19 protein-coding genes are annotated in these 20,432 nt (G+C 54.8%); 13 read left to right on the forward strand and 6 right to left on the reverse strand.

Annotation, left to right across the window (positions count from 1 at the left end; translation table 11 throughout):
- Positions 1–18: 18 nt before the first annotated feature.
- The 3 genes from QHL1GM_RS03495 to yidD are packed head-to-tail and all read left to right on the forward strand — an operon-like array spanning position 19 to position 1,282.
- On the forward strand, positions 19–465 hold the full coding sequence (locus QHL1GM_RS03495) for a transcriptional repressor (RefSeq protein ID WP_007114248.1): 447 nt from the start codon (positions 19–21) through the stop codon (positions 463–465).
- A 5-nt stretch (positions 466–470) separates the two neighbouring features.
- Positions 471–947 carry a phosphoribosyl-AMP cyclohydrolase gene (gene hisI / locus QHL1GM_RS03500; RefSeq protein WP_071693235.1) on the forward strand — a complete coding sequence of 159 codons (477 nt, stop codon included), beginning with the start codon at positions 471–473 and terminating at the stop codon, positions 945–947.
- Positions 948–949: 2 nt separating this feature from the next.
- Positions 950–1,282, forward strand: coding sequence for a membrane protein insertion efficiency factor YidD (gene yidD, locus QHL1GM_RS03505; RefSeq protein WP_071693236.1), 333 nt, complete (start codon positions 950–952; stop codon positions 1,280–1,282).
- Between the two features lie 9 nt (positions 1,283–1,291).
- On the opposite strand, the gene QHL1GM_RS03510 is transcribed toward yidD, so the two are convergent.
- On the reverse strand, positions 1,292–1,708 hold the full coding sequence (locus QHL1GM_RS03510) for a SufE family protein (protein ID WP_071693237.1): 417 nt from the start codon (positions 1,706–1,708) through the stop codon (positions 1,292–1,294).
- A 66-nt stretch (positions 1,709–1,774) separates the two neighbouring features.
- Positions 1,775–2,938, reverse strand: coding sequence for a tyrosine-type recombinase/integrase (locus QHL1GM_RS03515; protein WP_071693238.1), 1,164 nt, complete (start codon positions 2,936–2,938; stop codon positions 1,775–1,777).
- A gap of 211 nt (positions 2,939–3,149) precedes the next feature.
- On the opposite strand from QHL1GM_RS03515, the gene QHL1GM_RS03520 reads away from it, so the two are divergent.
- Positions 3,150–4,190, forward strand: a complete 1,041-nt coding sequence (locus tag QHL1GM_RS03520; RefSeq protein ID WP_071693239.1) for a DNA-binding protein — start codon at positions 3,150–3,152, stop codon at positions 4,188–4,190.
- Positions 4,191–4,254: 64 nt separating this feature from the next.
- Here QHL1GM_RS03520 and nfuA read toward each other — a convergent pair whose 3' ends face one another.
- Positions 4,255–4,878, reverse strand: coding sequence for a Fe-S biogenesis protein NfuA (gene nfuA / locus QHL1GM_RS03525; protein WP_071693240.1), 624 nt, complete (start codon positions 4,876–4,878; stop codon positions 4,255–4,257).
- 292 nt (positions 4,879–5,170) lie between these two features.
- On the opposite strand from nfuA, the gene metH reads away from it, so the two are divergent.
- The 4 genes from metH to QHL1GM_RS03545 all read left to right on the forward strand — a co-directional run bounded on the left by metH (position 5,171) and on the right by QHL1GM_RS03545 (position 12,544).
- A complete protein-coding gene (gene metH, locus QHL1GM_RS03530) occupies positions 5,171–8,866 on the forward strand; it encodes a methionine synthase (RefSeq protein WP_071693241.1) in 3,696 nt (1,231 codons plus the stop codon).
- 3 nt (positions 8,867–8,869) lie between these two features.
- Complete coding sequence (locus QHL1GM_RS03535) at positions 8,870–10,195, forward strand: MATE family efflux transporter (RefSeq protein ID WP_071693242.1); 1,326 nt, start codon at positions 8,870–8,872, stop codon at positions 10,193–10,195.
- A 155-nt stretch (positions 10,196–10,350) separates the two neighbouring features.
- Positions 10,351–12,003: a nitrite/sulfite reductase gene (locus QHL1GM_RS03540; RefSeq protein ID WP_071693243.1), complete on the forward strand. Its 1,653-nt coding sequence runs from the start codon at positions 10,351–10,353 to the stop codon at positions 12,001–12,003.
- Positions 11,996–12,544: a DUF934 domain-containing protein gene (locus tag QHL1GM_RS03545; protein ID WP_071693244.1), complete on the forward strand. Its 549-nt coding sequence runs from the start codon at positions 11,996–11,998 to the stop codon at positions 12,542–12,544. The genes QHL1GM_RS03540 and QHL1GM_RS03545 overlap by 8 nt, the downstream gene beginning before the upstream one ends.
- A gap of 81 nt (positions 12,545–12,625) precedes the next feature.
- Here the strand turns inward: QHL1GM_RS03545 and smrA are convergent, their stop codons facing one another.
- On the reverse strand, positions 12,626–13,216 hold the full coding sequence (smrA, locus tag QHL1GM_RS03550; protein ID WP_071693245.1) for a DNA endonuclease SmrA: 591 nt from the start codon (positions 13,214–13,216) through the stop codon (positions 12,626–12,628).
- A 208-nt stretch (positions 13,217–13,424) separates the two neighbouring features.
- Between smrA and QHL1GM_RS03555 the strand changes: the two genes are divergently transcribed.
- From QHL1GM_RS03555 to QHL1GM_RS03565, 3 genes are read left to right on the forward strand one after another with little or no spacing between them, the layout of a single operon-like run.
- Entirely contained in the window at positions 13,425–13,904 is a 480-nt protein-coding gene (locus QHL1GM_RS03555) for a gamma-glutamylcyclotransferase family protein (RefSeq protein WP_254795251.1), read from the forward strand.
- Between the two features lie 58 nt (positions 13,905–13,962).
- On the forward strand, positions 13,963–14,586 hold the full coding sequence (gene wrbA / locus QHL1GM_RS03560) for an NAD(P)H:quinone oxidoreductase (protein WP_071693246.1): 624 nt from the start codon (positions 13,963–13,965) through the stop codon (positions 14,584–14,586).
- The gene (locus QHL1GM_RS03565) at positions 14,583–14,972 is read left to right on the forward strand and encodes a DUF2069 domain-containing protein (RefSeq protein WP_071693247.1); all 390 of its coding nucleotides are present in this window, start codon (positions 14,583–14,585) and stop codon (positions 14,970–14,972) included. Before wrbA ends, QHL1GM_RS03565 begins: the two co-directional genes overlap by 4 nt.
- A 14-nt stretch (positions 14,973–14,986) precedes the next feature.
- Here QHL1GM_RS03565 and QHL1GM_RS03570 read toward each other — a convergent pair whose 3' ends face one another.
- On the reverse strand, positions 14,987–15,676 hold the full coding sequence (locus tag QHL1GM_RS03570) for a cytochrome b/b6 domain-containing protein (RefSeq protein WP_071693248.1): 690 nt from the start codon (positions 15,674–15,676) through the stop codon (positions 14,987–14,989).
- Positions 15,677–15,882: 206 nt separating this feature from the next.
- Here QHL1GM_RS03570 and pdxH point away from each other — a divergent pair, with 206 nt between their 5' ends.
- Positions 15,883–16,527: a pyridoxamine 5'-phosphate oxidase gene (pdxH, locus tag QHL1GM_RS03575; protein WP_071693249.1), complete on the forward strand. Its 645-nt coding sequence runs from the start codon at positions 15,883–15,885 to the stop codon at positions 16,525–16,527.
- Positions 16,528–16,612: 85 nt separating this feature from the next.
- Here pdxH and QHL1GM_RS03580 read toward each other — a convergent pair whose 3' ends face one another.
- The gene (locus QHL1GM_RS03580; protein WP_071693250.1) at positions 16,613–19,360 is read right to left on the reverse strand and encodes a bifunctional acetate--CoA ligase family protein/GNAT family N-acetyltransferase; all 2,748 of its coding nucleotides are present in this window, start codon (positions 19,358–19,360) and stop codon (positions 16,613–16,615) included.
- A gap of 103 nt (positions 19,361–19,463) precedes the next feature.
- Here QHL1GM_RS03580 and QHL1GM_RS03585 point away from each other — a divergent pair, with 103 nt between their 5' ends.
- On the forward strand, positions 19,464–20,405 hold the full coding sequence (locus QHL1GM_RS03585; protein WP_071693251.1) for a histone deacetylase family protein: 942 nt from the start codon (positions 19,464–19,466) through the stop codon (positions 20,403–20,405).
- Positions 20,406–20,432: the final 27 nt, after the last annotated feature.

Consider the following 20,432-nt stretch of genomic DNA (forward strand, 5'->3'; position numbering starts at 1 on the left):
ACGTTCAACGAGTTGCCCATGACCCAAGCGAGTACACTACTACAGCAGGCGGAGTCGCAGTGCCATATCCGCGGCGTCCGCTTCACCCCTATTCGCCGCCGCGTGCTGGAGATGATTGCCGAAAATGGCGGCGGGCTAAAAGCCTACGACCTGCTTGATAAGCTCTCTACCGAGCATGCGGCCGCCCGCCCACCGACAGTTTACCGGGCGCTGGAGTTCTTGATTGATCAAGGCTTGGTGCATCGCATCGAGTCGCAGAATTCCTATGTGGCCTGCGCTTGCCCAGAGCATGCCCACGGTTTTCAGCTACTCATTTGCCGTCACTGCGGTTATGTCGAAGAGCTGCACCTGGATGAGATTAGCGATCAACTGGCAGCGCTGGCAAAACGCCAGGGCTTTAACGTTGAGCGCCAAACCATTGAGCTCCAAGGGCTCTGTCAGGATTGTCGAACAGCTAGCGAGTAAATTGTATGTCCCGTTTTGATCACATCGCACCGGATGCGCTGTTTAAGCAACTAGAGCGTGCCACTCCCGAAGACAGTCTACCCGCGGTGTCTACCCTGCTAGCGGCAGTGCGTTTTAATGCTGATGGTTTGATCCCCGCCATTGCACAGCAGCACGATACGAACGAAGTGTTGATGATGGCGTGGATGAACCGTGAGGCGCTGGAAGAGACGCTAACCACCCGGCGTGTTTGCTACTATTCGCGCTCGCGGGAAAAACTATGGCGCAAGGGTGAGTCGTCGGGTCAGCAGCAGCAACTCGTCTCTGCCGCCCTTGATTGCGATGGCGATACGCTATTACTACAAGTCGAACAAACGGGCCCTGCTTGCCACACTGGGCGACGCAGCTGTTTCTATATCGCTGTAGAGAAAGAGCAGGCCTCAATTACCAGTAATCCGCTGATTGACCCTGACGACCTTTACGGCAAGAAAACCTCGTCATAGCCATGGCACAATGGATTTCAGCACTGCGAGCTGGTTCGCGCTGGTTATTGATGAAGATGATGATTGGCTGCGTAAGAGTCTATCAATATACACTCAGCCCCCTTTTAGGCCCGCGCTGCCGCTTCTGGCCGAGCTGTTCGTCTTACACGATCGAGGCGATTCAGGTACATGGGCCATTAAAAGGCGGCTGGATGGCACTCAAACGGATCGTTAAGTGCCACCCAGGTAATCCTGGTGGTATGGATCCAGTGTCTGGTGGCCGCAGCGAACAGCTTTGCCGCGAGGATGATGAAAAGGCATCGTCGCCCTCTTGCTGTGATCATCACCCTCGCTAGCTTGTTTTGCTACTTCTGCTGCGCTACCGCGTAGATCTTCTCGAGCATGGCGTGCAGGCCATTGCTACGTGTAGGTGACAAGTGCTTGTCTAACCCTAAATCAGTCATAAAGTGCGGTTCGGTAGCACGGATTTCAGCGGCTGTGCGTTCACTATAAATACGCAGCAAGACGGCAATCAGTCCGGATACGATGGCTGCATCAGAGGTCGCTTTAAAAACCAGCTTATCGCCCTCCTCCTCATGGCGCATCCATACGTTTGACTGACAGCCCTGAATTTTAAACTCCTCGATCTTCCACTCTTCGGGAAAGTCAGGCAGCTGCTTACCCATATCGATAATGTACTGATAACGATCCATCCAGTTATCGAATATCTCGAAATCTTCGATCAGCTCTTGCTGGGCCTGCTCGGCGCCGGAAGTGCTCATGCTATTTCCTTCTCTATTGGAATTGGCGACTGATATTTTGAGTCATAGGGATACTCATTGGGGCCATTATAACGGCTCGAAGGAGTCTTGAGGGAGGTTGTGTCCTGAAACAGTCAATCGATGGCGCTGCTGCTCGCGATGCCACTCATTATCTTCGGTATGGAGATAGCGTGAGGTGGTATCGAGGCGCGCGTGACGGGCACTTTCGGCCAGATGGCGCAAGCTAATGCCCGATTGAGCTTGGTGGGTAATCGATGTGTGCCGTAACCAGTGCGGCGTTGCTTGGTTAAGTGCGGCAATATGTTCAGGTGCGCCGCCATTATCTTCAAGTGCTTGCGCAGCCTGCTGAAATGTAGTCCGAATAAGCCGATAAAGCTGGTTATGCCCCAGGCCGCGCTGGCCATCCAGGGCGCGAAGCAACGGTGTCTCTGCGTCCAGCTGGCTGGGACTATCAGACAGGCCCAGTGTTTGGCGCCACCGCTGCAGGCAAGTCAGCATATCCTCGGGCAGCGGAATTCTTGCCATTTTGCTGCCCTTGCCCACCACATGCCACCACCAGCGCCCTTCGCTGCGCTGGAAATCGCCCATACGCGCATCCGCCATTTCGCTAATACGTGGCGCAAGCAGATAGGAAAAGCCAAAGATAAAGCGCCGCCGGGCATGTTCAAAATGAGCGCGATCGCCCTCCCCAGCTTCTAACGGTTTATTCAACCACTCCCACAGCCATGCCCATAGATCGCCCTCAAGATAGCGCTCAATTCGCGGCGTTTGATTATTCAGGCGGCGGGATTTATCGCGCATTAAGCGGAACGGGTTGTGGTTAACCCACCCCGCTTCTACCAACCACGCGAACAGACCTTGCAGTATCACCAAGCTTTGACGCCGGCTGGCGGGCGATAACACGCCGCGAAATGGCCGCCACGCCGGGTGCGCACGGGGCTTGGAGGGCCCAACCCACTGCTCACTAGGCTGTGGGTCAGCAAGAAAGGCTTCAAAGCGGCGCAGCGTTTCGCGATTTATATTGTCAAGCGTGAGCCCTTGGCTAGCCAGCCAGAGCAGTAGCCGCTCCGCCTCTCGACGGTACGTTTTCCAGGTTTGCGGGCTGTCCACGTACTCCTCAAGCCATGCGGATACTGCCTGGGCATCGTTTTGGGCGCTAATACGCCCTCCATTGGGCGTCTCTTTTAGCGTCAATAGTTGGCTGGTGGGTGTAATAACTTCGTTCGCCATGCCCGTAGCTACTCTCTTTTAAAGGCCTTTTATATCCAATGGCCTGAAGTGTGCCTCTGTAGTCGTATAAATTCAAGATAAGACGGGTAATCTTGAATTTATGCCTATTATCATAAATAAAATTACGTATTACATAATACGTAAATATTGCCTTTTGCCCGGTAAATCCCGACAATGGCGGTCACAAAAGCTCTCAAGGAAGGATCATTTCATGGCCCGCAACGGCATACAGTACAGCGATGTTCAACAAGCCATTGATGCCCTGCTGGCCCGTGGCGATACACCTAGCGTGCAGCGTATTCGCGATGTGCTGGGCACCGGCAGCTTCACGACGATTAGTGATCACTTTCGCTTGTGGCGCAGCGAGCGAGAGCTGAATCGCGACGTGCCCCCGCCCAAGGGTGTACCGGAAGTCGTGGTGACCATGGCCAGCGAGCTATGGCGTGAGGCCCAGGAAGTGGCGAATCAAACGCTGCTTCACTACCGCGAAGATGCCGACCGCCAAGTGGCGGATGCCCAGCAGCTCGCAGAGGATGCTAGACAGCAGGCGGCTAACGCCGAGCAGCGTGAAAGCGCCCTCGGAGAGCACTTGCGTCATATGGAGCAGCGCATGGAGGCGTTGAACCGGGAATTAGCCGCCAGCCAAACCAGCGAACATCACTGGCATCAACAAGCCGAAGCGTCGCAGGAGGAAGTCATTCAACTTAAGCATGCGCAACAGCAGCTAGAGAACCAGGCAGGCGCGCAGCGCGATGCGCATAGCCAAGCCATTAAGGAGCAGCAGGTAGCGTGGGAGCAGCGCCTAGCACAAGAGGAGCAGCGCCATGAGGCGGCTGAAGGAAGACTGATGGCGATGCTGGATAACGCTCAGCAGGCGCGCGCCCAGGAAGAGAAGAGTTACCAAAAACGTTTGCAGCAGTCAGAGCAGCGCATTGAGTCATTGAGCCAGGAGCTAAAAACAAAGCAGCAGGCTATGCATCAACTTCAGCTAGAAGCCAGCGAACGCGAGCAACAGATTAGCGAGCAGAAGCAGACAATGGCAGCATTGGAAAAGCAGGAGAAAACGCTGACCAAGCAGCTAAATGAGGCTAAAGCCGCGCTAAACAGCCAAGCCCAGCAGCATGATGAGCGCGAAGCTGCGCTACAAAAAGCGTGGCAAGAGAAACTTTGGAGCCGCATGGAAGCGCTGCAAACACAGCTTACGGCGCTCCCCGATGCGCTTTCAAAACAGAGCAGTGAGCCAGGCCAGTAATCAAACTAAAGACGTAAAAAAGCCCAGCGTTTCAAGGCTGGGCTTTTGACCGTGTACCGTAAATTTAGCGGTAGTAGGCGTTGGTGGTATCACTATGATCAGTAACGTCGCGAATACCGGCAAGCTCCGGAATGCGCTCCATCAGGGTTTTTTCAACGCCATCTTTCAGGGTTAAATCAACCGCTGCACAGCCCTGGCAGCCACCGCCAAAGGCGAGGACGGCGTACTGCTGCTCGGTCAGTTCAACCAACTTTATTTCGCCGCCGTGAGCAGCAAGCCCGGGATTGATCTCGCTGTAAAGCACGTAATTAATACGGTCTTCAAGGGGACTATCCGCATTTACCTTGGGCATCTTGGCGTTGGGTGCTTTGATCGTCAGCTGACCACCCATCCGGTCCGCGTTGAAATCCACCACTGCCTCTTCCAAAAAGGCCAAGCTGTTTTTATCGAGAAAAACGTTAATTTTCTCGAGCTCCAGCGTGACATCGGTAGGCTCTTCTTCGCCGGGACGGCAGTAAGCTAGGCAAGTTTCCGCGTAGGGTGTGCCCGGCTGAGTAATGAAAATGCGTACCGCAATACCTTCGACGTTCTGCTTTTCCAGCAGTTCTGCCAAGTATTCCTGCGCACTGTCTGTGATATCAATACCTTGGGTATCGATTTTAGTATCTGCTTCGCTAGTCGTGGTCATGAGGGCTGTCTTCCTCCCGTGGTAGTGGCGGCGCCACTTCACATGTCATTTGTGTCTATGGTAAGCAAAACAGCGCGCTGACACAATCCCGACTGTTTTAGTAGGCTATTTAAGTGTTGCGTCTCAAGATCGCGTATTGATTGTCTTTACTTATGCAACGTATAGCACTCCCTAGGGGCGCCTTTTGCACTCCCTTTTGTTATCATTATGCGCCTTATAACGACAGATGCTGCTTTTCCGACGATAACAACATCCCCTTTGACGACTGTGACGCTGGAGAACTCCCCCTGCCATGGCTGATAGTGCTTTGATCGCGACCCTCACCCAACGCCTTGCCGAACGTATCCTGATTCTGGACGGCGGCATGGGCACCATGCTGCAGAATGCCCAGTTGAGCGAAGAGGATTTTCGCGGCGAGCGATTCAGCGACTGGCCCTCGGACCTCAAAGGCAATAATGATCTGCTCGCGCTCACCTGCCCTGATGTCGTCACGCGGATTCACCGTGACTACCTGGAAGCTGGTGCCGACATTATTGAGACCAACACCTTTAATAGCACTCAGCTGTCACAGTCTGATTACGGCATGGAATCGCTGGTGGTTGAACTCAACCGCGAGTCAGCACGGCTGGCCCGTGAGGTGTGTGATGCAGTGGCCGCCGAAACCGGCGTTCCTCGCTACGTTGCCGGTGTGTTAGGCCCCACCTCGCGCACCGCTTCACTATCGCCGGATGTGAATGATCCCGCCAAGCGTAACGTTACCTTTGATGAGCTGCGCGAGAACTACTACGAAGCCGCCGAAGCGCTAATTGCAGGCGGTGCCGATCTGATCATGATCGAAACCATTTTCGATACGCTTAACGCCAAGGCCGCGATCTATGCCCTGGAAGAGCTATTCGATGATCGCGGCGAGCGCCTGCCGGTAATGATCTCCGGCACCATTACCGATGCCTCGGGCCGTACTCTGTCAGGTCAAACTACCGAAGCCTTCTGGAACTCGGTACGCCACGCCCAGCCGTTATCGGTGGGTTTAAACTGCGCCCTGGGTGCCGAAGAGCTTCGTCCTTATTTGGAAGAGCTCTCTACCAAAGCCGACACCTTTGTCTCCGCCCACCCCAATGCGGGTCTTCCCAACGAGTTTGGTGAGTACGACCAAACGCCGGGAGAGATGTCGGAGATTGTCAGCGAGTTTGCCGCCAGTGGCCTAGTCAATATTATCGGCGGCTGCTGTGGCTCGACGCCTGAACATATTCGCGCCATTGCGGATTCTGTTCGCGACATGGCGCCGCGGGTCATTCCAGAGCGCAGTCGCGCCTGCCGGCTATCCGGTCTAGAACCGTTCAATATTGAAGCCGATTCGTTGTTCGTCAACGTTGGTGAACGTACCAACGTCACCGGCTCGGCACGTTTTAAGCGCTTGATAGTAGAAGAAGACTTCACCACTGCCTTGGAAGTCGCCCTGGAGCAAGTCGAAAGCGGCGCTCAGGTCATCGACATCAATATGGACGAGGGCATGCTCGAGTCCAAGGAAGCTATGGAGCGCTTTCTTAACTTGATCGCCGGCGAGCCGGATATTGCCCGCGTACCGATTATGATCGACTCCTCCAAGTGGGAGATCATCGAAGCGGGCCTCAAGTGCGTCCAGGGCAAGGCGGTGGTGAACTCCATCTCTCTGAAGGAAGGCGAAGCCGCCTTCCGCGAACAGGCGACCAAATGCCGCCGCTTTGGCGCTGCCATTGTCGTCATGGCCTTTGACGAAGAAGGCCAGGCAGACACCTTCGCCCGCAAAACCGAAATTTGTCAGCGCGCCTACCGCCTGCTGGTCGATGAGATAGGCTTCCCCGCCGAAGATATCATCTTCGACCCCAATATTTTTGCCATCGCCACCGGCATCGATGAGCACAATAACTATGCGGTCGACTTTATCGAAGCGACCCAGTGGATTCGCGAAAACCTGCCCCACGCGATGGTGTCGGGCGGGGTTTCTAACGTCTCTTTCTCGTTCCGCGGCAACAACCCGGTGCGCGAAGCGATCCACTCGGCGTTTCTTTATCACGCGATCCGCGCGGGCCTAACCATGGGCATCGTCAACGCAGGCCAGCTTGCTGTTTACGACGACCTGCCCGCCGAGCTGCGCGATGCGGTCGAAGATGTGGTGCTTAACCGCCGCAGCGACGGTACCGAGCGGCTGCTGGATATTGCCGATAAGTATAAAGGCGACGGTAGCGGCGCGGCCAAGAAAGAGGATCTCGAGTGGCGCAGTTGGCCGGTCAATAAGCGTATTGAACATGCGCTGGTGAAAGGCATTACGGTGTATATCGAAGATGACACCGAACAGGCCCGCGCCGAAGCCGAGCGCCCTATTGAGGTCATCGAAGGCCCGCTGATGGACGGCATGAACGTCGTCGGCGATCTGTTTGGCGACGGCAAGATGTTCCTGCCTCAGGTGGTTAAGTCTGCGCGGGTGATGAAACAGGCCGTCGCCTATTTGATCCCCTACATCGAAGCCGAGAAGAGCGAAGATACCAAGGCCAAAGGCAAGATCGTAATGGCAACGGTCAAAGGCGATGTTCACGATATCGGTAAAAATATCGTCGGCGTGGTCTTGCAGTGTAATAACTACGAAGTCATCGATCTTGGCGTTATGGTCGCCGCAGACAAGATCTTGCAGGCGGCCAAAGAGCACAATGCTGATATTATCGGCCTATCGGGATTGATCACCCCGTCGCTGGATGAAATGGTCCACGTTGCGAAAGAGATGCAGCGCCGCGGGGTGGATCTGCCGCTGCTGATTGGCGGTGCCACTACCTCTAAAGCGCATACCGCGGTGAAGATCGAACCGCAGTATGAGCATCCGGTGATTTATGTCACTGACGCTTCCCGTGCCGTTGGGGTAGCGGGCAAATTATTGACGCCTGCTTTAAAAACACCTTACGTCGCCGAGATCCGCGAAGAGTACGAGAAGGTTCGCGAGCGTAACGCCAAGCGCCGTCCCAAAGCGGCGGATCTGGACTACACCCAGGCGCGTAAGCGGCGTTTCCGTACCGACTGGAGCGCCCATACTCCTTCCGAGCCGAATATGCTGGGGCTAAAAACGTTCGATGACTACGACCTCGAAGAGCTGATTGAGCGCATCGACTGGACGCCTTTCTTTATGAGCTGGCAGCTAGCGGGCAAGTACCCCAAAATTCTCGACGACAAGGTCGTCGGCGAGGCAGCCCGCAACCTGTTTGAAGATGCCAAGGTCATGCTGCGTAAGCTGGTCGATGAGAAGCGCGTTCAGGCCCGTGGTGTTATCGGCCTGTGGCCCGCCAACAGCGTTGATGACGACGTGATTGAGGTGTACGCCGATGAGTCGCGCAGTGAAGTTGTTGAGCGTCTGCATCACATTCGTCAACAAACCACCAAGGGTCGCGACGGTATCTGCTACAGCCTAGCCGATTTTATTGCCCCCAAAGAAAGTGGTAAAGCCGACTGGATTGGGGGCTTCGCGGTCACTACGGGCCACGGCGTTCATGAGCTATCCAAAGCTTATGAGGCGGCAGGCGACGACTACAATGCGATTATGGTACAGGCATTGACGGATCGTCTTGCAGAAGCCTTTGCCGAACGCATGCACGAACGGGTGCGTAAAGAGTATTGGGGCTACGTACCCGATGAAACGTTGGACAACGATGCCTTGATTGCCGAGAAGTATCAGGGCATACGCCCCGCGCCTGGCTACCCTGCCTGCCCGGATCACACCGAGAAAGCCACGCTATTCCGGCTGCTTGATGCCACCGAAAATACCGGCCTAGAGTTGACCGAAAACTTCGCCATGTGGCCAGCGGCGGCGGTTTCCGGCTGGTACTTTGCGCACCCACAGTCGAAGTACTTCTCCACCGGTAAAATCACCCGGGATCAGGTCGAGGCTATCGCCGCACGTAAGCAGATGCCCCTTGAGGAAATGGAGCGCTGGCTCTCACCAGTGCTCTCCTACGACCCGAGCTAATTAATGCTGTTTGTCGCTCGCCGTCACGGCAAGGTAATTCGCCTTGCCTTACCCATCATGCTGGGCATGCTGTCGCAGAGCATGCTCAACTTGATCGATGCCGCGCTGGTGGGGCATTTGGGCGAGGTAGCGCTGGCGGGTGTAGGCGTGGGCGGTTACGCGATGTTTATGCTCAGCGCTATTGTGTTTGGGCTCTCTTCCAGCGTGCAGTCACAAACCGCCCAGCGCTTGGGCGCTGCCCACACGGACATCGCCCATCCGCTTAACTCGGGGCTGGTGATTGGGCTTGCGGTTGCCCTTCCGCTGTCGCTCTGGGCTTGGTGGCAAGCACCGCTGCTGATTGGTTTGATTAGCCAAACCGCCGACGTTCAAAGCGTCGCCGTCGACTATTTCCGTTGGCGGGTGGTGTCACTGATGGCCATTGCGCTAACGCTGTGCTTTCGTGGCTACTGGAACGGTCGCCAGCAAACGCATCTCTACTTGCGTATCATCGTGGCGGTTCACTTGATTAATGTGGCCGTCAGCGCGGGTTTGATCTATGGATTTGCCGGACTACCCAAAATGGGCGCGAGCGGCGCGGGGGCTGGTACTACACTATCGCTGTTTATTGGCTTGATTGTATGGTGCTGGGTGAGCACAAAAAGTCTTTCTATAGCGCATTTTTTGAAACATCTGCCACGCATAGCCACTCTGCGCACTACCCTGTTACTTGCCGCCCCTCACTCTTTACAGCAGTTTTTATTTGCAGCGGGTTATGCGGTACTCATTTGGTTACTTAGTCAACTAGGCACCGCCAGTGTCGCAGTTGGCCATGTGTTGATTAATCTGTCACTACTACTGATTTTGCCTGGGGTGGGCATCGGCGTAGCTGCGATGAGCTTAGTGGGTGAAGCATTAGGTCGGGATGCGCAGCACGAAGCCCACCGCTGGGGACTGGATGCGCTGCGGGTCGCTTGGCTGCTACTGCTTGTGCTGGCGCTGCCTATGCTAGTGATACCTGAACAGGTACTTGGGATTTTTTTTAGCAGCGGAGAGCTAGTCGAGCTGGGAAAACTCCCTCTGCAGCTTACCGGCGTGATGATTGTGCTGGATGCCGCAGCTCTAGTGCTCGCGCAGGCCTTAATGGGTGCGGGCGCGCAACGTACAGTAATGATGCTGACCCTAGGGATGCAGTGGTTGCTTTTTTTACCCCTGGCTTGGTGGGTAGGGATTGGTTTAGACCAGGGCTTATTAGGTATCTGGCTTATGCAACTGCTTTATCGATTGATAAATTCGGCTGGATTTTTATGGGTATGGCAGCGCCGCCGGTGGCTGGCCCCGGCTTTCTGACCAACTGCCTAGCCCATAGCTGTGTTCTAAATAGCTTTTAGAGATAAAAAGATAATTATATATTCTTTTGTAGAATATGACGCCCGCGTTAAGGTGACGCTACATTAACGTCCGTCTCAACGTGACCATTTCGCTTTTTAGCAGGATCGTGCCACATGTACCGTTATGATATTCACGACCAAACCCTGGTTGATGAGCGTGTCGCTCAGTTTCGCGACCAAATGGAACGCTACCGCGCCGGGCGTTTGGGAGAAGAAGAGTTCCGCCCCTTACGTTTGCAGAACGGCCTCTATATTCAACGCCATGCGCCCATGCTGCGTATTGCGATTCCTTACGGCATGCTGGCGGGTAACCAGCTGCGTGCCCTGGCTGAGATTACCCGCCGCTACGACCGCGGCTACGGCCACTTTACTACCCGGCAAAATTTGCAGCTGAACTGGCCTGCTCTTGAAGACGTGCCGGATATTTTGGCAGATCTCGCCAAAGTACAGATGCACGCGATTCAAACCAGTGGTAACTGCATTCGTAACACCACCAGCGACCAGTTTGCTGGCATCGCCAACGATGAAGTGGAAGACCCACGCCCCTGGTGCGAATTAATCCGCCAGTGGTCGACTCTGCACCCAGAATTCGCCTATTTGCCGCGTAAGTTTAAAATCGCGGTTAGCGGTGCGGCCCAAGACCGTGCAGCTATCCAAGTACACGATATTGGCCTGCGCCTATGGCACAACGCCGACGGCGAGCTACGGGTTAAAGTGTTAGCCGGTGGTGGCCTGGGCCGTACCCCGATGATTGCGGACGTGGTACGCGAAGACTTGCCCTGGCAACATCTGCTCACCTACCTGGAAGCCTGTGTCCGGGTTTACAATCAGTTTGGCCGGCGGGATAACAAGTTCAAGGCGCGGATTAAAATCCTTGTTAAAGCCCTGGGCATTGAGGAATTCCGTCGCCGGGTGGATGAAGAGTGGGCACACTTGAAAGACGGCCCGCAAACGCTTAACCAAGCAGCCGTCGATGCAGCCAAAGTTCACTTCCCCGAGCCTGATCGCCGTCCGGTTGCAGAGAACGCCAACGAAGATTTTGATCGTTTACGCGCTGAAAATCGCAGCTTTGCGCGTTTTGTTACCAACAATGTGACCGATCACAGAGTGCCTGGCTACAAGGCCGTAACGCTGTCGCTGAAACGCCGTGAGCACGCCCCTGGAGATGTCACCGCTGACCAAATGGAAGCCGTCGCTGATTTAGCCGATCGCTACAGCTTTGGTGAAGTGCGCGTCACCCACGAACAGAACCTAGTGCTTTCTGACGTACCGGTCGATGATCTGGAAGCGCTATGGAAAGAGCTTGAGGCTTTGGGTATGGCGAACCCCACCGTGGGCACGCTCAACGACATTATCTGCTGCCCTGGCGGCGACTACTGCAGCTTAGCCAATGCGGTCTCTATTCCCATCGCACAGGCACTGCAGGAACGCTTTGAAGATCTTGATTTCTTGTATGATCTCGGCCCGCTGGATCTGAATATCTCCGGCTGCATGAACGCCTGTGGCCACCACCATGTTGGCCATATCGGCATCCTGGGCGTGGATAAAAAAGGCGAAGAGTTCTATCAGATATCGATTGGCGGCAACTCCACCGACGATGCCTCTCTGGGCAAAATTCTGGGCCCGTCCTTTTTCCGCTCCGACGTGCCGGACGTGGTTGAAAAAGTATTGGAAGTCTATGTGTCGCAGCGTCATGAGGACGAACGCTTTTTGGATACTTACCGCCGTATTGGCTTAAAACCCTTTAAGGAGCGTGTCTATGCCTAATAAAGCTGATGAGACGCAAGCTGAAGCGGTTGAACAGGCGCCGGTTCATGTCGATCATTTGATTGTCAATGGCGAGCTTGCGGCACAGAACGCTTGGTGCGTCTCCTACGATGAAGACGCGCTACCGGAGCAGCGTCCGGCGTTTGTGCCGCTAGCGTTGTGGCAGGCCAATCAGCAAGACGCTGAGCTGGCGCCGCTTCTGACCAGCGATACTGCGCTTAATACAGAGCTTGCAGCGGAAGTAAGCAAAGCGACGGCGATTGCCGTCGACTTCCCCGCCTTTACCGATGGCCGTGGCTACACCATCGCCCGTCTGCTACGCGAACGCTACGGCTATAGCGGCGAAGTGCGCGCGGTGGGTGACGTGCTTGTAGATCAGTTAGAGTATATGCGCCGCTGTGGTTTTACCGCTATGGCGCTGCGCGATGACCAGCATCCTGAGGATGCCCTACGCGCACTAAGCTTTATCAGCGTTCGCTATCAACCCGATGTTGAAGAGCGTCAGGCGCTGTTTGAACGCCGCTTAGGTGCAAATAAGTAGACACAGAGCGTGAATCTTATAAGCACAATAGGGCAGCTTCAGCTGCTCTATTTATTTGTGAATAGCTGGAGTTTTAAACCATTAACCCCGCCTTTTCTGCTGGCGCTCGCGGTTATTGGCTTTGGCACGATCGCTTTTGCGAAGCATCACCCAGGTAGCACCTAACCCACCTTCCGATGGCTGTGCGGAGACGTACGCCTGCACTTCCTCAAACTGGCTGAGCCACTTGGCAAGGTACGAACGCAGTACGTTCGTAGGGCTATCAATCTCACGCCCGCGGCCGTGCACGATCATTACGGAGCGTAAATCGTGGGCATAGGCTTCTTGAATAAAAGGGAACAACATGCGGCGGCACTCAGTTAATGGGCGCCTAAGCAAGTGGAGCTGCGCTTGAACGCTATAGCCACCGTGCTTTAATTTATCGACAACGCCCTGCTGAATGCCCTCGCGGCGATACTCCATGGGATCAAAGGGGGGCAGCAGATCGACAAAGTCGTCGGATAGAAAGTTGCGCGCGCCCATCTCTTCCTCTGCCCACTCCCGCCGAGCCAATTGGGATTCAGAGGGGCTTTTGCGATTAGCGCCTGGGTCAGCACGATTTCTCGGTGGCAGCGGTTTCACATCACCTACGAGAGCACGAAAATCCATCTCATCACGAAGTGGCTGATTCATTGCAGGCTCCTACGGCAGGGTGTAATGAGCACCTATTTTACATACATACTTTACACACATAGCCTAGCAAACCCGTGTAGTTTGCTTAAGCTGATTCTGTAAGTCGATAACATAGAACTTGTCATCGCCTCCTTGGCGCGACAAGCTAAGCATCAGTTTATTATCGCCCCTGTTCACTTTTTTACCGTACATTGCGAGGCGCCCTGGTGTGATTAAAACGGTCTGGCTAAAACGCCTTTTGATTTTAAGCGGTGTGGGGCTACTCAGCCTAGCCGGGTGGCTCTGGTTAACCATGCTCAGCCCGTGGTTTTATGACCGCCCCGATGATCTTCCCACTATTGAACAGCGCACTCATCAGGTCTTTGTGTATGGCACGCTACGCTATGCCCCTATCCGCTTGGCCGTCATGGGTAGTTTTGGCGCTCCAAAGGAAGCCGTGCTAGAGGGGTATCAGCGCAGCGGTCTCGACCTTTCACCCCAGCCAGGAAGTAACGTGGAAGGCTTATTGTTACGCGTGGATGCCGAAGAGTTGGCTCGCCTTGATCGCTACGAGCGGCTGGGAGTTCGCTACGAACGGATGGCAATAACCCTTGGCGATGGCACTCGCGCTTGGGTCTATCTTCGCCTCCCAGAGCAACAAAATGCCTTTGTACCACACACGGACTTCCCGATTGCTCTGGTACCATAGACCCCTATGGTAAGACGTATTTCCGTAACAGTTTCCATGAACCCATTCAGGAATAGTGATGAGTGAAATGACACCCTACGTTTTGGTTCTTTACTACTCGCGCTCAGGCGCGACTGCCACCATGGCGCAGCAGATTGCCGCCGGGGTAGAAAGTGTGCCCGGCATTCAAGCGCGGTTGCGCACAGTGGCGCCGGTTTCAACCACCTGTGAAGCCGTAGAACCAGAAATTCCTGCAGAAGGTGCGGTGTACGCCGTCCTGGACGACCTGCGCAACTGCAGCGCGTTAGCACTAGGCAGCCCCACCCGGTTTGGTAACATGGCTGCGCCACTTAAATATTTTATCGATTCCACCAGCAGCCTTTGGATGAACGGCGCCTTGATAGACAAACCCGCGACTGCATTCACCTCGACTTCAAGCCTGCACGGTGGGCAAGAGAGCACCCTACTCACCATGCTGGTGCCGCTATTGCATCACGGCATGGTCTACGCAGGCGTTCCTTACAGTGAAACCACGTTGCTAGAGACACGCACAGGCGGCACGCCCTATGGCTCAAGCCATTTGGCTGGAACACGTAGCGACCGCTCTGTCGATGAGCACGAACGCGCGCTGTGCGTTGCCCAGGGCAAACGACTGGCACGCCTCGCTCTAGCGCTTCACGCCATGCGGCAGGAGGCATTATGAGGCAGTGGCTGGAGGATGTAGAAACACGCCATGGGCTTGATAAGCTTACCCTTAGAAGTCGGCAGGTTGTATTAGCCAGCTTCGCGATTCTGCTGGTGCTGGTCATTTACCGCGGCTTTTTACTCCAAGACGACGAATTTAACTGGCGGCCTGTATTAGCCTTCGTTTTGCCCCTGGTGCTGTTTTTACCCTCAATCATTGGTAAACGTGCACGTGGGCACGCTTGGCTCGCCTTCGTCAGCCTGCTCTACTTCACTCAAGGTGTGATGTTGGTCACCCTGCCTGGGCAAGGTTTTCGCGGAATTCTAGAAGCCATTGTCGCGCTGGTGCTATTTGCCGGTTGCATGGGCTATGCGCGCTTTCGCAGTCGACAGCTGAGACAGTAATAGTAAAAACCAGGTCAATAAAACCAAAGCCATAGGACGACGCCAGCGGCGATAAGTAATGCACCCAGCGCGCGTATACGCAGCGTGGCAGTATTAAACGGCTCATTACGTTCATCGACAGGCTGCTGGCGAAAACGTTTGGTACCTACAAACATCGCCGCTACCAGCGATTCGCCCAGCAGCCGATGTACGATCAGACCAGCGAGATGCAGCCCGATTAGGATGATGAGTAGATCACTATTGAGCTGATGCAAGGTTCTAAGCTGGCTGCCCACCCCATCGCCAAATAAGCCATAGAGCGGTGCCTGAAAAAAGATATCGTCACTTAAGAACAGGCCACTCACTGCTTGAAAACTTAGCGAGAGCAGCATCAATAGCACCATCCAGCCGCCTAGCGGATTGTGACTGGCATAAGCGCTGGGTTGGCGCTTGAGGAGCATCTTGGAATAGGCGACTGTTTCAGCGGGTGGATATAAAAACGTTATAAATCTCGCATACACACTGCCCAGAGCTCCCCACAACCAGCGGAAGATGAGCAGACCTATTACCAGGTAGCCCGCTTGTGCGTGCACTTCAACCGGGAATAGGAAGGGCGCACCGCTGGTCTTGGTGGTATAAAAAGAGACCAACACCGCCGCCACTAAGCCCCAGTGAAACAGGCGAATCCAACCATCCCATACCTCAATCGCTACCTTATCGCGCATGGCCTGTTCTCTCCCAGTAGTGATGAGCCCAAAATGATGAGATAGCTTCGCATTAATTTTGGCTTTCTCCTAGAATGCGAGACAGTTAGCCGCAATCGATAGTCACAACGATAAATCGCGACGCGTTTAACATCCTTTGATGTCGGTCACTTGAGCTTTAAAGGCAGACCAGCGAACATGGATGAAATTCCAGGGAGAAGCATTCGATGACACGTAACATAGCCGATATCAGGCGTGATTATGAAGGCGGCAAGTTAGACGAGTCCCAGGCACCCGATGATCCATTCGTGTTATTCGATGAGTGGTTCACCCTTGCGTTGGAAAAAGAGGGTCAAGATGGCAACGCCATGACGCTAGCCACCGTTGATAGCCAGGGCCGCCCCCACGCTCGAGTGGTGCTGTTAAAGGGATTTGATGAGCACGGCATGGTTTTTTTTACCAATTACCACAGCCATAAGGGCAGTGAATTGAGCAATGTGCCCTTCGCGGCCATGACGTTCTGGTGGCCTTCACTCTCCCGTCAAGTGCGCATCGAAGGGCCTGTTGAACAGATTTCAGCCGATGAGTCTGATGAGTACTTTGCCAGCCGCCCCCGGGGCAGCCAATTGGGCGCTTGGATTGCGACTCAAAGCGTGGTGATTCCTGGCCGTAAATGGATCGAAGAGCGTCAAAAGCGCTTTGAACAAGCCTACGATGGCCAGGACATCCCCCGCCCGATCCACTGGGGTGGCTATCGTGTCACTCCGGAAATGATCGAGTTTTGGCAAGGCCAGCCTAGCCGCTTACACGATCGCCTACGCTTTGAGCGTCGCGACGGCGGTGAATGGAGCCGTTTCCGCATGGCGCCATAACGTCAGTTCAGCAACAAGCTTGTGGTTTGGGCCTGCGTTTTATACGCAGGCCTTCTTATAGCTGTTATTAAAGCTTTTAAAAGGCCTAATCGGGTAGGCTCTCAAGCCGGTGGCGCTGCCATTCACTTTCGGGTTCATTTAGGCGCAGCACGGCATCAATCACCTGCTCCTCCATGTTGTAGCGGCATTTAAAGCCTAAGTGCTTCATTAGCGCCCGCATCGGATGGTTATCGACCATAATTTTGCCGATCATCTCCAGAGTGCCAATGTTAGTGCAGTAATCGATCATCTTCTTCATCAGCAGGCTACCAATACCCAGCCCCTGCAGGTCATCGCGAATAATGACCGAGAACTCGGTACGAATATTGTCCGGGTCATTCCATACCCGCACCACCCCAAGCATCTCTTTGCTGCCATCGTCGCCTAAATATTCAGCAATGAATGCCATCTGTCGGTCGTAATTGATATGCGACAGAATAGATAAGTCACGCTGGGTTAAGTTGGACTTGTTATGGAAATAGCGGAAACGAATACTCTCTTCCGAGAGCTGACGATGGAAAGTGGTAATTAGGTGAGCGTCTTCGGCACGAATAGGCCTTACCTCGACCTGCCAGCCGTTTTTCAGCGTCACCCATTCACGTAGCTCTTCAGGGTACGGCATGATCGCAAAGCGCGATGGTGTACCCAGATCCATGGCGAAATCAACGGCGACCATGCCGTCACGATTCAGCAGTAGTGGATTCACTTCCAAACCCCGCAGATCGCTTAGATCGGAGGCCATTTGCGATAGCTTGACCAGCATTTGGCACAAGTGCTGAATGTCACGCTCTGGGTCGGCGGAGTGTTCCCGAATTAATGAGGCAGCGTGGGTTCTACCCACGACATCGGCAGCCAGGCTCATATTGAGCGGCGGCAGAGCCACTTGGCGGTCGGCCAGCACGTTGACCTTATAGCCACCGATGCCGAAGACAATAAGCGGGCCGAACACCGGGTCCCGAGTAATGCCCGCGCATATCTGCATTGAGTGCTTGCCACGCTGCATGGGCTGCAAGCAGTACTCGCGGATCGCGTACTCGGGAAATTTCTCAGCGACCTTCTCGCCTAGCTGACGAACGCCTTCCGCTACCTGTTCGGGCGTGTCTAAATCCTGTAACAAGCCCGCGGAAATTTTATGCGGGTGCTTGCGGTAGCGGTAAGGTCGGCAGTTGCCTTCATGAACCACTTTCAGCGCTTTGGTGCCAGGAATCTCCGCAGCGCGGGCAAGCGCTTCATCGGGGTTGGCCAAATACACGCTGGGCGCCGTGGGAATACCATAGGCTTCAAGCACTTGCGCGGTTTCAGAGTGAGTTAAGGTTTGCCTGCCTCGCTCTTTTGCCTGCTTAATCAACGTACGGCACTGGGCGCGTATTTCTGGACTGGTGGAGAACGGCAGACTGGGGGGAATCTCCTGCAGCAGCGCTTGAACGCGCTGATAAATCACCATATGCATAAACGCCTTAACGGCTTTTTCTGGTGAAATATAGGTCGGAATCCCAGCTAAATTGCAGATATGGCGCGCATTAAGCGCCTCTTTTAAACCCATCCAACTGGTCAGCAGATTGCGGCGAAACTTCTTGCGGTTATCGATCAGCGCCTGGGCAGTCACTAGCGATGGCGCCATCCGGGTGGGCGCGTGAACCACCAGCACCGCATCCACGTTGGCATCCGCGGCCACAATCTCCAGCGCTTGGACAAATCGTTCGGGCGAGGCGTTGCCGCCCAGATCCACCGGGTTTTCGCCCGGCTTGCTCATGTCGACCTCGCTACGGTGCAGCGCTGCCTGGGTTTCAGCGCTAAATTCAGCCAATTTGCCGCCTGCGCTAATCAGCTTATCGATAGCCAGCATGGCGGGACCCAAACCGTTTGACACGATGGCTAGACGATCGCCCTTTAGGGGTTTCATGCGCGAAAGCGTTTCCAGCGCATCGAGTAGCTCGTCGGAGTCATCTACCCGCACGACCCCTGCCCGGGCAAAAGCAGCATCAAACACTACGTCGCGGTTAGCAATCCCCGGCGTGGGTGCCATGCCGGAAATATCCGATTCTGGCGTGCGACCGCTTTTTATCGCCAGAACCAAACGATTACGTGACGCATCGCGCACGGCGGTCATAAAGTGCTGGGCGTCGCTGATTCGCTCAAGGTGCAGCATAATGGCCTGAGCGGGCGAGAATTGATTAACGTAATCGATCAGGTCTGGCAACAGCACGTCGACGCTGTCGCCAACGGTAATCAGGTGAGAAAAGCCCACATCACGCCCCGCGGCCCAGTCGATCATTGCATTGGCAAGCATTCCGGACTGGCCCAGGTAAGCGACGCGGCCCGCTTGCACCGGTTGACTGGCATACGAGGCGTTAAGCTTTTTGCCTGGGACAATCAGCCCCATACACTCGGGGCCTAGTACACGAATGCCCGAGACGCGTGCTGCACTCAACATGCGTTCGCGAACGGAGCCCTTATTACCCTTATCCCGATCCAGGTAAGCGCCTCCTGAGAGTACCAGGGCCGCTTTGACACCGTACTGCCCAAGCTTTTTAATCAGATCAGGGACGCCTTCAATAGGCGAGCAGACCACGGCTAAGTCGGGCACTTCAGGTAGCTCGCTTACGCGGCTTACGCACGGTACGCCGAAGACCTGGGAGTAGCCTTTAAGATTGACCGCCCAGAGCGGCCCTTTAAAGCCACCCTCCTGAATGTTTCTCAGCACTAAACCGCCCAACGACCCAGGCTTTTCAGAGGCACCAAACACCGCTAGTGTGCGAGGTTCGAAAAAATGGTGTAAAAAGCGCGTACTCAAAATGCGTCTCCCCTGAAATGAATCGCGGCTGTACGACTTATTGACACTGTCGCCCAGGCCCTGAAGGCGATTAAGGTGGCATCAATAATAATGGAGCGTTGGAATGATTACCGCCTACCTTACCCACCCAGACTGCTCATTGCACCACATGGGCCCGGAGCATCCTGAAAGCCCCCAGCGTCTGGAGGCCATTCGCGCTCGCCTATCTCTTGCTGGGTTATTACAGCAAACCATGCAGGCCGATGCCAAGGAAGCCTGCGAGGAGGCTCTTGCCAGGGTACACCCCTTGCGCCACCTGCGCTCTCTGGATAAATGTTTGCCCACCGAAGGTATCGTTACGTTAGACAGCGATACCATGATGAACCCTGACAGCCTGCAAGCCGCGCGGGTGGCCGCAGGAGCGGTGATTCGTGGGGTAGATCAGGTATTTAAGCGTCAGGCGGATAATGTCTTTTGTGCGGTTAGGCCGCCAGGCCACCATGCGGAAGCCAGCGATGCGATGGGGTTCTGTTTTTACAACAATATCGCCGTCGGCGCGGCCCATGCGCGAGCTAAATACGGTGCCAAACGTATCGCCATTTTGGATTTCGACGTGCACCAGTGCAATGGCACCATCGATATCTTTAAAAATGATCCCGAGGTGCTTATCTGCACCAGCTTCCAGTATCCGTTTTACCCGTGGCGTTATTTGCGCAGCGAGTGGCAAAACGTGGTGAATACCCCGCTGGAAGTGGGCACCGATGGCCCAGAGTTCCGGCGCATCATCGAAAACCACTGGCTACCTGCCCTGCACGCCTTTAAACCTGACTTGGTGATGCTATCCGCGGGTTTCGACGCTCACCGTGATGACCCCATGGGTGATATCTGCCTAGAGGATGAAGACTTCTACTGGATTACCCATCTGGCCATGGAGATCGCCACCCTGTATGCCGATAACCGCATTGTATCGGTGCTTGAAGGCGGCTATAACCCAAAGTCGCTGGCGAGTGGCGTTGAGGCGCATCTAAAAGCGCTTTTGGGACTGCCTTTCGCTGAAGTGCCTTAGCATACACCTTAAGCACTCTTGCCTCTG

Source organism: Halomonas sp. QHL1 (assembly GCF_001882345.1).
Taxonomy (GTDB): domain Bacteria; phylum Pseudomonadota; class Gammaproteobacteria; order Pseudomonadales; family Halomonadaceae; genus Vreelandella.